A 14,222-nucleotide genomic window follows, 5' to 3' on the forward strand; every position below is an offset into this window, starting at 1 on the left:
ATAGAGTGGTTTTTTTATATAACAGAAAACGCGTATGTTGTTTTCCATGTTTTAATTTGTTGCTTTTCTAAATCAATGCTTCCTAAGTTTGGGTGATTAACGATATCTGGAAGCTCCTGTGTTTCAATGGCAATCCCTAATTCAGAACGCATTTTTTTGCCAGAAACAGATTGATTCATTTCAAAACCTGTTGTGGAAAAAATAACGACAGCTTGACGATTAGAAGAGATGCTAATGGTTCTTCCGTTACTTGGCTCACTTAATATAATTTGTGGTTGATTATCTTGTAATAAAAAAGCATCATCAAGACCAAGTGAAAGCTCTCTTAAAGCGTGACTTAATAATCGTGGGTTTCTAAAATCATAACCGCTATTATCAACATTTAGTAGCTGTCCTGTTGGGATACTTTCATGGTCAGTTTCTAAGCGTTTATCTGATTGGATTTGTAGCATATGATTTGTAATGTCTTTTTTTGCTTGACCGTTTAAATTAAAATAAATATGATTTGTTGGATTAACAATAGTATTACTATCTGAATGAACACTTGTTGTCATTTCAATCGAATCACTTGTTACTTTATAAGAATTTTTGACATAAATTGGTCCAGGGTAGTCAGTTAAGGTATCCTTTAACATAAAATGAACAGTGATTGAATCTTTTGCTACTTCAACATCAAACAACCAAAATTGATGCCACCAACCGTTACTCCCACCGTGTAAATGATGATTTCCATTATTTTTTTCAAATTGTTTATGGTTCCATATACCATTTTTGATTCGTCCGGCAACAGGTCCTACAAGTGCTCCAAATTGAGCTGTGTCAGTTAGTATTTCTTGTGGTGTATCTGGAGAAAGTAGGATATTTTCTTTTTTTCCTTGTTTATCAGGAATAATCCATTCTTGAATTCGAGCTCCAAAGTCAACAAACGTTACAGTATGATCTTTTACGGATACTGTGACATAATGAATATCCGTCGCTTCATCATGTTTAATAGTATAATTCATCTTTGTTCCTCCCAAATTTTTTTAAATAATCCATTGTAATCTCTTCTGTATTTTGAATGCAGTGTACTCTTTTGTTATTAGAGTAGTCTTGTGTTAAAAAAAGTAGCAGAGAAGAGTTATGGTTTAAGTCAGTTTTATGATCGACTATCATGATATCACTAGATTGATTGCTTAAATCATCTAAAGTAAGAATATTGGTTTCATAATTTAGACCCAATTTTTTTAATACGTCTTTTGCAAGAGGATTGTTTGAATAACAATTTATTTTAATCGATAAATGTTCCATCTCATTAAACAAATTTTCAATTCCTGGATAAAGGTCTTCAAAATTAAGTTTAGTTAAACAAGTTGAATAATAGTCATTTTTCTTTTTAATAATGTCCTCTTTTTGATTTATATTTAAATATAAAAGTGAGTGTAACCAATCATTTTTTCTAAAAATAATTTGTTCCTCATAAGATAGATTATCTGGCAAAAAAATATTAAAAAAATTAAAAGCGTATAAAAAGCTTTCATAGTGAATATGTGTCGTATCTGTGATGATACCATCTAATGCGAGTGTGACAGTAGAAAACACTTGTTAGCACCTCTTTATCATATAGTTGTAAAACTTACTATTATAATAGCTATTTTAACGAAAAAAAAGACAATTGTCACTTGGATAGTAAAAGGATAATTAGATTAACTATAATTATGTTTTATGTATTATATGTATTGTTTGATATTGACAGTCAGTTGTTTTAGGTTATATTTGACTTGTATATATCCTTAGATTATAATTATTATAAATAAGGTTTTAGTTAATCTAGAATCAAAAATTAAATGGAGGGTATTATTATGTCATTAATTGGAAAAGAAGTTGAAGAGTTTAAAGCACAAGCTTACCATAAGGGAGAATTTATTTCTGTTTCTAATGAGGATTTTAAAGGGAAATGGAGTATTTTGTGTTTTTATCCAGCTGATTTTACATTTGTTTGTCCTACAGAACTTGAAGATTTACAAGACCAATATGCAACATTAAAAAGTTTAGGGGTAGAAGTTTATTCTTGTTCAACAGATACACATTTTACGCACAAAGCATGGCATGATACATCTGATGCTATTGGTAAAATTGAATATATTATGATCGGAGATCCCTCACATGTTATTTCACGTCAATTTGATGTATTAGATGAAGCGGCAGGGGCAGCACAACGTGGTACATTTATTATTGATCCTGATGGTGTGGTTCAAACCATTGAAATTAATGCTGATGGTATAGGTCGTGAAGCAAGTATCTTAGTAGATAAAATTCGTGCAGCTCAATATGTTAGAGAAAATCCGGGAGAAGTATGTCCTGCTAAATGGAAAGAAAATGGTGAAACATTAAAACCAAGTTTTGATTTAGTTGGAAAAATATAAGGAGAAAAACATGTTAGATAATGAAACAAAAGTACAATTAAAACAGTATTTAGAATTACTTGAATCAGATATTGAGTTTAAAGCTAGTTTAGATGAGAGTGAGTCATCTAATAAAGTACGAGAATTTTTGACTAGTGTTTGTGAATTATCGCCACGTCTAACTCTTGTAGAAAGTAGCCTGAAAAGAACGCCAAGTTTTGAAGTCAATCACCCCGGTCAAACAAGTGGTATATCGTTTGCTGGACTTCCGCTAGGACATGAATTTTCTTCTTTTATATTGGCTTTATTACAAGTTAGTGGGCGAGCACCTAAAGTAGAAGAATCTGTCATTAAAACCATCAAAAAAATAGATCAACCATTATCATTTGAAACGTTTGTGAGTCTAACTTGCCATAATTGTCCAGATGTGGTTCAAGCACTAAACATTATGAGTGTTGTTAATCCAAACATTTCTCACACGATGATTGAAGGCGGTATGTATCAAGACGAAGTTGATGATAAAAAAGTCATGGCTGTACCTACTGTTTTTCTAAATGATGAAGAATTCTCAAGTGGACGTATGGAATTAAGTACTATTTTAGAAAAAATTCTTGGTAGTGTTGATATCAGTGATATTGATCAAGAAAATTCGTACGATGTGCTTGTTATTGGTGGGGGTCCTGCCGGTGGAGCAGCTGCCATTTACGCAGCAAGAAAAGGTATTCGTACAGGAATGGTAGTTGATACATTTGGTGGACAAGTGATGGATACATTAGGCATTGAAAATGTCATCGGAACTCCTTATATAGAAGGTCCACAACTGATGAATAAAGTGGAAGAACATGTTAATCAATACAATGTAGATATCATGAAAAATCAACAAGCAACTGACATTCAAAAAAATGAGTTTGTCGAAGTATCTCTGAAAAGTGGCGCAGTGATAAAAACAAAATCATTGGTTATCTCAACTGGTGCTAGATGGCGAAACATCAACGTACCTGGTGAAAAAGAATTTAAAAATAAAGGGATTGCCTATTGCCCTCATTGTGATGGACCGCTTTTTGCTGGAAAAGACATTGCAGTTATTGGTGGAGGAAATTCTGGTATTGAAGCGGCAATTGATTTAGCAGGCATGGGAAAACATGTGTATGTTTTAGAATTTTTACCTGAGTTAAAAGCCGATAAAGTATTACAAGATAAATTATATTCATTACCCAATGTTACGGTAATAACGAATGCTGCCACAAAATCAATCGAAGGAACCGATAGTGTAGAGTCACTGGTTTATGAAGATGTTGTAACAAAAGAAGAACATCGTTTAGATGTTAAGGGAGTCTTTATTTTAATTGGATTAATCCCTAATACTGAATGGTTACCAGAAATGATTGATACTACAAATCGTGGTGAAATTATCGTTGATGATCATGGTATGACTAATATACCAGGAATATTTGCTGCAGGAGATTGCACAAACAGTGCCTATAAGCAAATAGTTATTTCAATGGGGAGTGGAGCAACCGCTGCTTTAGGAGCGTTTGATTATTTAATTCGTCAATAAAGCAAATAAAACTGATTTCTATTGTGAAATCAGTTTTTTGTATCTGCTATTATGTTTTACATAGTAGCTGGACTATGATATACTATTTTTAGTAGTTGGTATAACATACTAGTGGAGGAGCAAATGAAACAAACGCAATTATTAAAGGGAATATTAGAAGGCTGTGTGTTATCAGTATTGAAAGAAAACACGACCTATGGCTATGAGTTAGTTCAACAATTAATTCAATTTGGGTTTACTGATTTAAGTGCGGGAACAGTGTATCCTTTACTACAAAAATTAGAAAAACAAAACATGATTTCTGGAGAATTAAGGGCCTCACCAGATGGTCCTAATCGTAAATATTATTCACTCACTGAATATGGAGTAAGCAGACTAGACGAGTTTAATGATCAATGGGAAAATCTCAGTGATATTGTGAATGTCATACTAAAAAGGGGATAAGTTAATGATAGAAAAAATGATTGAAAAGAATAATGAGTTAAGGGATAAATTAACACCTGAAAATAAAAAATATTATGAAAAAATATTATTATACACACGGTTTAAAGGATTATTTGGAGATGATGAGCTAATCGAAACGGTATTATTAAATATGTTGTATGACTTAATCGATGCACAAGAATCAGGTATTTCGGCTGAAGATTATTTTGGTAGAAAGCCTAAACAATATTTAGACGAATTATTTAAAGAGATGCCACAAGTACCTTTAAGTAAAAAGTTGTCTATATTTTATATGGTATTTGGAATTAGTTCAGGTTTTTCATTATTTAGTACTCTCACACAAAAAAATCCTTCAATAAATATTTTGACAATTATATTGAATGGATTACTGAGTATATTATTAGTGTTTAGTGTATTTAAATATTTGGAAAAAATGACGTTTAAAGTCAGTAAGCAATCAAAAATTCTAGAATATATCGGTACTTTTGTTATTGGCGGATTATTAACAGTAGGCTTCATTGGTTCTGTTATGATAGGCAATAAGTTTTTATCTCTTCCAGTTCCCTTATATGTATCGATGGTTGTTATAGTGTTAATAATGATAGTTGTGTCATATTATATTATCAAGAGAAAAAACAAGCCTTATTATAGTTATTTAATTTTTGGATGGGGAATTACTTTTTTTACTACAGTAAGTAGATTGCCACAGACACAAAAATGGTTTGAATCAGAGCCTGTCATGATAGGAAGTATCATAGTGATATTATTAAGTAGTTTTTTAACAGCTAGATTTTCTCAAAAAGCTATTTTAAATGAGGATAAATAAAAAAACTCGCCATAAATTTGGCGAGTTTTTTTGTTGTTCTATTTTAACCAACTATTTACTTTATCTTGATTATTATCAACCCATTCTTTAGCAGCTACTTCAGGGCTTTCACCTTCATTAATTGCTAACATGACTTTACCCATGTCTTCGGTTGTCCAGTTGAAGTTTTTTAGGATTTTATAAGCTTCTGGCGAATCATCTTTCAACCCTAAACGAGTAAATGTATTGATTTGTTCAGGAGCACCCATCGCTTCTTTAGGATCTTCTAAATATTTTAAATCATATTTAGAGAACATCCAATGAGGAGTCCAACCTGTAATAATAATTGGTTCTTTATTTTTGATCGCTTGATCAAGAGCAACTACCATTGCTCCAGAAGAAGATGTCTCAACTTTCCAATCATTTAAGTTTGGATAAGCTTTAATTGTATTATTAGCAGCTGTTACGACTCCAGCTCCAGGTTCAATTCCTGTGATAGTTTTATCAGCTTGGTTTGATAAATCTTCAATAGAAGAAACATCCATATAACTAGGAACAACTAAACCAACTTTTGCTCCGTCTAAATTTGGACCAAGAATATCGATTTTGTCTTTATATTGATCAGCTTGAGCTTTATGAGTGCTAGGCAACCAAGCAGACACACTAGCATCAGCTTTTCCTGTTGCAACAGATTCCCACATAATAGCATTATCTAGTGGCGTTGTTTCAACGTCAAATCCTTGACGTTTCAATACTTCTGCTAATACATGTGTTGAGGCAACTTCTGAATCCCATTCAACATAAGCCAAGTTAATTTTTTTATCACTTGATTTATTTGAAGATAGGAACATAGATGACCCAATGGCAGCAACTAAAACTGCAACAGCTGCAATAATTGTTACTTTTTTCTGCTTAGGATTTGTGGCTTTTGCTTTTTTAGCACGTGGTTTATTAACATATTGTGTGAATCGATCGATGATAATCGCTAAAATAACTAAAGCTAAACCATTAACGAATCCATTCCCAACTTGAGCTCTTTGTAAAGCAGATAATACGCCACGACCTAAACCAGGAGCACCAATCATTGATGCAATAACAACCATTGATAGAGCAAGCATCGTTGTTTGATTAATACCGGCTAAAATAGTACTTTTTGCTAGTGGCAATTCTAATTTAAATAATTTTTGCTTCCCTGTACTACCAAATGAATCGGCCGCTTCGACTAATTCCTCTGGTACTTGGCGAATACCTAAATTCGTGAAACGAACAGTTGGTGGTAATGCGAAGATAACTGACGCAAAAACCCCTGGAACCATCCCAATACCAAAGAATGCAACAGCTGGAATTAAGTAAACAAAACCAGGCATTGTCTGCATAAAGTCTAAGATAGGAGTTAAAATGGCTTGAGCTTTATCACTTTTAGCCATTAAAATTCCAAGCGGCACACCAATAATAATAGAGAGAACACTTGAAATCAAAACTAGTGTCACTGTATTCATTAAATCAGCCCAGAGACCTTGGTTTAAAATAAACAATAGACCAAGGAATGTGAAAACAGTTAGCCCTTTTTTCTTATCCGAAATATAGAAAGCTAGAGCAGTCATTAAGATAATGAAAATCAGTGGTGGAATGGCAGTTAATAAATTTGTCATGCCTCCCATTACTTGTTTCCCTAGATTTTCAATTAAAGCAAATAATCCTGAAAAGGTATTTGTAAACCAATCTGTGATATTTTCTACCCAGTCTGCAACTGGTAAAGCATTCATAAGTATACTATTCATTATCCATCACCTCATTTTCATCAGTTGTTTCAGCTAGTGCTTCAATCACGCTTCCTCGAATCACAACACCTAACAAGCGATCGTTATCTTCATTGTCAACAACAGCTAGTGGTGTTGGAGAATCATAGATGAGAGGGAAGATATCACTAATTAGCATATCTTTTTCCACTGTAATAATATTTTTATCTAAGACATCATGTAGTGTTTGTTTGTTTTTTCTAGCCTCTGCAGCAGCATCTGCTGTAATTGTTCCAAGTAATTCACGTTTTTTATTTACAGCAACTAACATACTGACTTCTTCACTTCTCATACGTTGTAAGGCAACGTTTGGTCCGTCAATATCAAGATTAGTTGTTATTGCAGGCACCATGATATTTTGTGCTGTTAAGACTTTTGAGCGGTCAACATCTTCAACGAATTCACGGACATAATCATTAGCTGGATTTGTTAGGATTTCTTCACCAGTACCAATTTGCATAATTTGACCATCTTTCATTAAAGCAATTCTATCACCAATTCTTAAAGCTTCATTTAAATCATGGGTGATAAAGATGATGGTTTTTTTCACTTTATCTTGCAATTCAATTAACTCATCTTGCATTTCACGACGAATTAATGGATCAAGAGCTGAAAAGGCTTCGTCCATTAATAAAATCTCTGGATCATTTGCTAAGGCACGTGCTAATCCTACACGTTGTTGCATTCCGCCAGATAATTGATCAGGGTATTGATCTTTAAAAGTAAGTAAACCAGAATTTTCTAATGCTTTTTCGGCACGTTGTTGTCGTTCTTCTTTTTCAACACCACGAATTTCTAAACCATATTCTGTATTTTCTAAAATAGTACGATGAGGAAACAGTCCAAAGTTTTGGAATACCATGCTCATTTTATGACGACGAACTTCTCTTAATTCTTCCTTATCAAGTTTGGCAATATCTTGTCCGTCAATATAAATATCACCAGAAGTTGGTTCAATAATTCGATTGATTAGACGAATTAAGGTTGACTTTCCACTACCAGAAAGCCCCATGATAACGAAAATTTCGCCTTCTTTGACATCAAAATTAACATCATATACACCAACAGTTGCCCCAGTTTCTTTGACAATATCTGTTTTAGATTTTTTTTCTTTTACCATTTGTAAAGCAACCTGTTGTTGTTGTTTTTTACCAAATATTTTGGTTAAATTTTCAACTTTTACTTTAGTCATTATAAATCTCCTTTATATAAATTCTCTCTCTAACGAAAGTGACCACATAATATTATAATAGAATGGTCACTTTGTCAAAGGTAAAAAAGCCTTATTATCATATTTTCTGAAAATGAAATGATAATAAGGCTTGATATAACTAGGATTCAGATGGATAAAAAAAATTTGAGAGACGTTGTTTTGAAAATTCATCTCCGATGAAATATAAAATGTCACCAGCAGTTATTTTTGCATATGGACCAGGTGATATGAGAAGCTGTTGGTCATGTAATATAGCGACAACTGTTGCGGATGTTTCTTGCCATAGATTTAAGTCTTTGATGGTTTGATTGAGATACTTTGCTTCTTTTGTTAAAAGTAGCTCAGATGGAAGAAGTGGATTGGCATGATTGATTTTTTTTGTTTGAGAAACAAGTAAATTTGCTAAATCAGTCAATTCATCCAATTCTTTCTTTTGTTTTTGAATGTGTGTTAATAAATCTTGTTTAATCTCTTCAATATTTTGGACATCTTTATATTGAGATAAGAAAGAGGTAGCTTTATCTTTTGACGCAACAATAACACCACTGCCATGTTTTGCCTCCATAATCCCGACATCAACTAAAATATTAACTGCTTTTCTAGCTGTTTCAGGAGAGACGCTAAATGTATTTGCTAGTGTTGATCTAGCATGTACTTTATCTCCAACTTTATAATAATTTGAGTCAATTCGTTCAGCAATTTCAATTGCAACCTGTTGGTATTTTGGTAAAATGATTTTTTTATGTCTTGCCATATATTTCGATCCTTTCTGAGTGAACTATTAGGGCTATCGTACTAAAAATAGAATAAAAAAGCAAAAGTAGTAAGAAAGTAAATTTACTTAAATAGCCATATAAATTCTTTTCTTTGTTAAGCAAATGTATTCTTTGTATATGTTGGATAAATTAATTAAAATCATGTGTCTACTATAGAATGAGATAGCGTTCTGATATAATAATTTAATCATAATGTTGTCATTTTTAATGAATGTTTCTTTCTTTTTAAGTGAGAGAAATTTCTTTATCTTGTTAAACAAAAAAAATGATGATATGGTTATTCTTTAATAGTGAAGTTCCAAGTGAAAGGAATGAAAAAAGTATGTCTGAACAAAAAAGACAAGAAGAAAAATATTTAAAAATGACCTATCAACAATTACTGCATACTCAAAAAACATTAAGTGAATGGTTAGAAGAGACAAAGCATTCTGGTCAGAGTATGATGAGTAAAATTACGGAAGATATTAAGCTAAATGTTGATGGTATATCGGATAAATTAGATAGTTTTTCTCAAATTGAAATGAAAAATCGCGAAATTGATCAATATAATATAAAAATAAGAAATGGAGAAATAACTTTAGATAAAGTTGAACGTTTGTTAGAAAAACCTTACTTTGGGAAGATAAAAGTTGATTTTTTAGATGAAGAAGAACCAGAGTCATTTTATATAGGCATGCATGGCTTTTCTGATGAAAATAATGATAATTTGATTTATGATTGGCGTTCTCCTATTGCAGAATTGTTTTATAATAATGAGTTAGGTTCATCATCTTATCAAGTAAGAGGAAATACGATTGAAACATCTATTGAAGAAAGACGTCAGTTTGTGATAGAAAAAGATAAATTGTTAACGTATTTTGATACGATGGTTTCTATTCAAGATGATGTATTGTTAAGTGCTTTAGCTAAAGATGATACACAAAAAATGCAAGATATCACTGCTACTATTCAAAAAGAACAAAATGTGATTATTCGTGACACAAGTACGCCTTATATGTTAGTTAATGGAGTAGCTGGTAGTGGGAAAACATCAGCTATCATGCAACGGATCGCGTACTTACTATATAATATGCAAGATGAAATTACCTCTGATGATGTGTTGATACTGTCTCCAAACAAAGCATTTATACAATATGTATCAGATGTTTTGCCATCATTAGGTGAAAAAAATCCAAGAAATATGACATTACTACAATTTGCTCAAAATTATATGGGGAGACAAATCGAATCAGAAGAAACGTATTTTAAACGTATCTCAAAAGAATCGGTTTCAAAAGAAACAACCTATTTAAGAGATGATCAATTTATCCATTATATAAAGAATAATGTGTACCATGAATTTAAGAAAGATCGCTTATTCAAAGATATTATGTATCGAGATAAGGATATTATTTCAAAGGAACAGATTAGACAATTGTTTGATGAAACACCACAAAATAGTCCACATGTAGATAGAATACAAGGAGTAAAGCAGAGGTTATTGAGTGGATGGAATCAGCGACTCATTCAACAATCTCGTACTAAAAAAATTCATGATCAAGTTATTTCGTTGACAGAAGATCAACAAGAAAAATATTTTGGTCACCTGATTCAAGACGATTCAGAAAAAAGTTTAACACGTTATGCAGAACAATTGTTACGAAAAAAATATAAAAAAGTGACACAGCAAATTAATCGCTATCGTTGGTTAAATCAAGAGGTCTTATTTCATGAATTATTTGAAGGATTTTCAGGGAGTATATATAAAAGACAAATGTCACCAATTACATTGGATGAGGCTATTGTATTATTAACTATTAAGCACTTTTATGTGGAAAGATTAACTATGCCAAATATGCGATTTGTTTTGGTAGACGAGGTGCAAGATTATACACCAGCGCAACTCCAGTTTTTATTATTGCTTTTTCCAAAAAGCGACTTCACCATGGTAGGAGACGAAAACCAAGCTATTTTTAACACTAGTACACCTTTTAAACAAATTAAGACACTTTTTTCAGTTGATGATAAAGAGGTAACAACCTATCAATTGTTAACGAGTTACCGTTCTACAGGAGCGATTACTAAAGCGTTTAATGAATTGTCACTATCAAAAAATGCGACGATTGTCCCAATTCGTCCACAAGGAGTTGCACCGCAATTAATCAAATATAATCAACCATCAGAGATTAAAGAAGTAGTGGCTAACGTATTGAGTCAGTTAGATGGTGAAAAATTGACGGTATTAGTGAAAACAGAGCATGAAAAAGAGATCATAGAAACATTCTTTGATGAAGAAACACAGGTTCATGTCACTAGTATTAATCTAGCGAAAGGGCTAGAATTTGATAATGTATTATTATTAAATGCTTCGGCGGCTCATTTTACCACTATTCGAGATCAAAAAATATTATATACTGCTTTCTCTCGCGCGATGAATCATTTATTTATTGGCTATGAAAAATCATTAACACCTTTATTGGCTTATTTAGAAAAATAAAGATAGACAGGCTACTTTTTTCCCACTAGACTGGGAAGTAAGTAGTCTTTTTTGAGGAGGAAAAATAAATGGTGGGCTGGATTTATTTTTTTATTATCATCTTTGCCAATAGTATTGGTGCTATATCTGGTATGGGTGGGGGAGTGATTATAAAACCTTTATTTGATACATTAGGATTTCATGACATTTTAAGTATTTCATTTTACTCAACGGTAGCTGTTTTAAGTATGTCGATTGTCTCAACAATCAGGCAAGCACAAAATGGAATTAAAATAAATTGGTCGTTTGCTCTATGGTTATCATTTGGCTCTGTCTTAGGAGGTATTCTTGGAAGTTTAGGGTTAGATAAATTAGTTAGTCTCTTGTCATCAGAAAAGATAGTTTCACTGATACAAATTATTCTTATTATGGCAACATTGATATTTTCATATTTATATAGTAAAAATCAGTGGAAAGGACAGCATTTCACGGGAGTATTCACAATTTTAATATGTGGGTTATTTTTAGGAGCCATTGCTAGTTTTTTGGGAATAGGTGGCGGACCTTTAAATGTTGCTATGTTAATGTTGTTATTTGGTATTCCGATAAAAAATGCCACAGTGTACTCAATTGTGACTATTCTATTTTCTCAGTTATCCAAAATAGTAACTATTCAATTTAGTACAGGTTTTTCACACTTTGATTTAAACTTGTTAATTTATATTATACCAGCTGGAATTATTGGTGGATTTTTAGGTGCTTATTTAAGTCAAAGCGTATCATCAGAAAAAGTGACGACAATTTATCAATTTGTGATAATTGGTGTCCTTCTTGTCAATTGTTATAATGCTTATAAATTGTTTTTATAAAAAAATTAACCTTTATCATATAATTGTTCTTTTTTGTCAGTTGAAATGCATTAAATAAAAGTTTGTGGACTTGTATGTGCGTTAGAATAACTCTTATAAAGAAGTTTTATAACACTGGGGGTTATGATAATGTATACAAGTAATGGAAATTATGAAGCGTTTGCTCGACCAAAGAAACCAGAAAGAACAGATAACATTTCAGCTGTCTATTTAGTAGGATCAGGATTAGCCTCATTATCTGCAGCAGCTTTTTTAATCAGAGATGCTCAATTACCAGGTAATAAAATTACGATTTTAGAAGAGTTACCACTTCCAGGTGGATCTCTTGATGGGATTGACAAAGATCATTATGGCTTTGTTATACGTGGCGGTCGTGAGATGGAAAATCACTTTGAATGTTTATGGGATTTATATCGTTCAGTTCCATCGTTAGAGGTAGAAAATGCCTCAGTATTAGATGAATTTTATTGGTTAAATAAAGAAGACCCAAACTCATCAGAATGTCGCTTGATTCATAGTCAAGGTGTTCAATCAGATACCGATGGAAAATTCACATTGACTGAAAAAGGGCTTAAAGAAATTATCTCACTGTGTTTAACTAAGGAAGATGATTTACAAGATAAAAGAATTGATGAAGTCTTTTCACAAGAATTTTTTGACTCAAACTTTTGGAAATACTGGTGTACAATGTTTGCTTTTGAAAACTGGCATTCAGCAATGGAAATGCGACGCTATTTAATGCGTTTTGTTCATCATATTGATGGCTTAGCGGATTTTAGTGCATTGAAATTCACCAAATACAATCAGTATGAGTCTCTAGTGATGCCATTAGTTGACTATTTAACTGAGCAAGGTGTGACAGTCCAATACAATACAAAAGTTGATAATATCATTGTGAATTGTGCTAACAATCAAAAAATAGCTGAAAAATTAGAATTGATCGTAGATGGGAAAGAACAAACAATTGAGTTAAAAGAAGACGATTTAGTGTTTGTAACAAATGGTTCAATCACTGAAAGTTCAACATATGGTACACAAACAACACCAGCACCAATTCCAAGTAAAGAAGATCTTGGAGGTAGTTGGAATCTATGGAAAAAATTAGCAGAACAATGTGACGAGTTTGGTCATCCAGAAAAATTCTGTGAAAATTTACCAAGTGAGAGCTGGGTAGTGTCTGCTACAATCACAACATTAGATAAAAAAATAGCACCATATCTTGAAAATATCAGTAAAAGAGATCCTTATTCAGGTCGAGTTGTAACAGGTGGGATTGTGTATTCTGAAGATTCAAATTGGCGTCAAAGTTACACTATTAATCGTCAACCACACTTTAAAAAACAACCTAAAGATGAGTTAGTTATCTGGTTTTATGCATTGTGTTCAAACAAAGATGGAAATTATGTAAAAAAACCAATTACTTCATGTACTGGTGAAGAAATAGCGAAAGAATGGTTGTATCATATTGGGGTACCCGTTGAAAAAATTGATGATTTAGCTAAAAATTCTGTCAATGTGGTCCCAACTTATATGCCATTTATTACGTCTTACTTTATGCCAAGAGCAAATGGGGATAGACCATTAGTTGTACCAAATGGGTCTAAGAATTTAGCATTCATTGGGAATTTCGCAGAAACTAAACGAGACACAGTCTTTACGACAGAGTATTCTGTTAGAACAGCAATGGAAGCTGTGTATGAATTAATGGATGTGGATAGAGGAGTACCAGAAGTGTTTGCTTCAGCATTTGACATCCGTACGTTACTTCGTGCGACTTATTACTTAACAGATAAGAAAACTCTCCCTGAAATAAAAGTTCCTTGGTTAATGAGCAAAGTTGAAAAACATGAACTTAAAAAAATTCAAGGTACATTTGTCGAAGAGCTATTAAAAGATAACCATTTATTATAAATAAAAAA

12 protein-coding genes are annotated in these 14,222 nt (G+C 32.4%); 7 read left to right on the forward strand and 5 right to left on the reverse strand.

Translation table 11 applies throughout. The annotated features are described in order from the left end of the window. Positions 1-14: 14 nt before the first annotated feature. Both G314FT_RS05680 and G314FT_RS05685 read right to left on the reverse strand, forming a co-directional pair. Positions 15-1,004 carry an aldose epimerase family protein gene (locus G314FT_RS05680; RefSeq protein WP_257699365.1) on the reverse strand — a complete coding sequence of 330 codons (990 nt, stop codon included), beginning with the start codon at positions 1,002-1,004 and terminating at the stop codon, positions 15-17. Next, positions 988-1,581 carry an HAD hydrolase-like protein gene (locus G314FT_RS05685; RefSeq protein WP_257699367.1) on the reverse strand — a complete coding sequence of 198 codons (594 nt, stop codon included), beginning with the start codon at positions 1,579-1,581 and terminating at the stop codon, positions 988-990. Before G314FT_RS05685 ends, G314FT_RS05680 begins: the two co-directional genes overlap by 17 nt. A 260-nt stretch (positions 1,582-1,841) precedes the next feature. Between G314FT_RS05685 and ahpC the strand changes: the two genes are divergently transcribed. The 4 genes from ahpC to G314FT_RS05705 all read left to right on the forward strand — a co-directional run bounded on the left by ahpC (position 1,842) and on the right by G314FT_RS05705 (position 5,212). Further along, a complete protein-coding gene (gene ahpC, locus G314FT_RS05690; protein WP_257699369.1) occupies positions 1,842-2,405 on the forward strand; it encodes an alkyl hydroperoxide reductase subunit C in 564 nt (187 codons plus the stop codon). A 10-nt stretch (positions 2,406-2,415) separates the two neighbouring features. Next, positions 2,416-3,942, forward strand: a complete 1,527-nt coding sequence (gene ahpF / locus G314FT_RS05695; RefSeq protein WP_257699371.1) for an alkyl hydroperoxide reductase subunit F — start codon at positions 2,416-2,418, stop codon at positions 3,940-3,942. 123 nt (positions 3,943-4,065) lie between these two features. Further along, positions 4,066-4,386, forward strand: a complete 321-nt coding sequence (locus G314FT_RS05700; RefSeq protein WP_257699372.1) for a PadR family transcriptional regulator — start codon at positions 4,066-4,068, stop codon at positions 4,384-4,386. A gap of 4 nt (positions 4,387-4,390) precedes the next feature. Then, positions 4,391-5,212 (forward strand): DUF1129 domain-containing protein, encoded by an 822-nt coding sequence (locus tag G314FT_RS05705; protein WP_257699374.1) that lies wholly within the window; start codon positions 4,391-4,393, stop codon positions 5,210-5,212. A gap of 38 nt (positions 5,213-5,250) precedes the next feature. On the opposite strand, the gene G314FT_RS05710 is transcribed toward G314FT_RS05705, so the two are convergent. The 3 genes from G314FT_RS05710 to G314FT_RS05720 all read right to left on the reverse strand — a co-directional run bounded on the left by G314FT_RS05710 (position 5,251) and on the right by G314FT_RS05720 (position 8,957). Continuing rightward, positions 5,251-6,972 (reverse strand): ABC transporter permease/substrate binding protein, encoded by a 1,722-nt coding sequence (locus G314FT_RS05710; protein ID WP_257699376.1) that lies wholly within the window; start codon positions 6,970-6,972, stop codon positions 5,251-5,253. After that, positions 6,965-8,182, reverse strand: coding sequence for a quaternary amine ABC transporter ATP-binding protein (locus G314FT_RS05715; RefSeq protein ID WP_257699379.1), 1,218 nt, complete (start codon positions 8,180-8,182; stop codon positions 6,965-6,967). The genes G314FT_RS05710 and G314FT_RS05715 overlap by 8 nt, the downstream gene beginning before the upstream one ends. A 139-nt stretch (positions 8,183-8,321) precedes the next feature. Beyond that, entirely contained in the window at positions 8,322-8,957 is a 636-nt protein-coding gene (locus G314FT_RS05720) for a GntR family transcriptional regulator (protein ID WP_257699380.1), read from the reverse strand. A 344-nt stretch (positions 8,958-9,301) separates the two neighbouring features. On the opposite strand from G314FT_RS05720, the gene G314FT_RS05725 reads away from it, so the two are divergent. The 3 genes from G314FT_RS05725 to G314FT_RS05735 all read left to right on the forward strand — a co-directional run bounded on the left by G314FT_RS05725 (position 9,302) and on the right by G314FT_RS05735 (position 14,214). Then, positions 9,302-11,455, forward strand: a complete 2,154-nt coding sequence (locus tag G314FT_RS05725) for a HelD family protein (RefSeq protein ID WP_257699382.1) — start codon at positions 9,302-9,304, stop codon at positions 11,453-11,455. Positions 11,456-11,523: 68 nt separating this feature from the next. Continuing rightward, a complete protein-coding gene (locus G314FT_RS05730) occupies positions 11,524-12,303 on the forward strand; it encodes a sulfite exporter TauE/SafE family protein (protein WP_257699384.1) in 780 nt (259 codons plus the stop codon). A gap of 129 nt (positions 12,304-12,432) precedes the next feature. After that, positions 12,433-14,214, forward strand: a complete 1,782-nt coding sequence (locus G314FT_RS05735; protein ID WP_257699386.1) for an oleate hydratase — start codon at positions 12,433-12,435, stop codon at positions 14,212-14,214. Positions 14,215-14,222: the final 8 nt, after the last annotated feature.

The organism is Vagococcus luciliae (assembly GCF_024637875.1).
Lineage (GTDB): Bacteria > Bacillota > Bacilli > Lactobacillales > Vagococcaceae > Vagococcus > Vagococcus luciliae.

Excerpts from the sequence above, each read along its gene's own strand:
- G314FT_RS05725 (WP_257699382.1), top strand. The coding sequence starts at position 9,302 with ATGTCTGAACAAAAAAGACAAGAAGAAAAATATTTAAAAATGACCTAT.
- G314FT_RS05710 (WP_257699376.1), bottom strand. The coding sequence starts at position 6,972 with ATGAATAGTATACTTATGAATGCTTTACCAGTTGCAGACTGGGTAGAA.
- G314FT_RS05730 (WP_257699384.1), top strand. The coding sequence starts at position 11,524 with ATGGTGGGCTGGATTTATTTTTTTATTATCATCTTTGCCAATAGTATT.
- G314FT_RS05735 (WP_257699386.1), top strand. The coding sequence starts at position 12,433 with ATGTATACAAGTAATGGAAATTATGAAGCGTTTGCTCGACCAAAGAAA.
- ahpC (WP_257699369.1), top strand. The coding sequence starts at position 1,842 with ATGTCATTAATTGGAAAAGAAGTTGAAGAGTTTAAAGCACAAGCTTAC.
- ahpF (WP_257699371.1), top strand. The coding sequence starts at position 2,416 with ATGTTAGATAATGAAACAAAAGTACAATTAAAACAGTATTTAGAATTA.
- G314FT_RS05715 (WP_257699379.1), bottom strand. The coding sequence starts at position 8,182 with ATGACTAAAGTAAAAGTTGAAAATTTAACCAAAATATTTGGTAAAAAA.
- G314FT_RS05700 (WP_257699372.1), top strand. The coding sequence starts at position 4,066 with ATGAAACAAACGCAATTATTAAAGGGAATATTAGAAGGCTGTGTGTTA.
- G314FT_RS05720 (WP_257699380.1), bottom strand. The coding sequence starts at position 8,957 with ATGGCAAGACATAAAAAAATCATTTTACCAAAATACCAACAGGTTGCA.
- G314FT_RS05680 (WP_257699365.1), bottom strand. The coding sequence starts at position 1,004 with ATGAATTATACTATTAAACATGATGAAGCGACGGATATTCATTATGTC.
- G314FT_RS05705 (WP_257699374.1), top strand. The coding sequence starts at position 4,391 with ATGATAGAAAAAATGATTGAAAAGAATAATGAGTTAAGGGATAAATTA.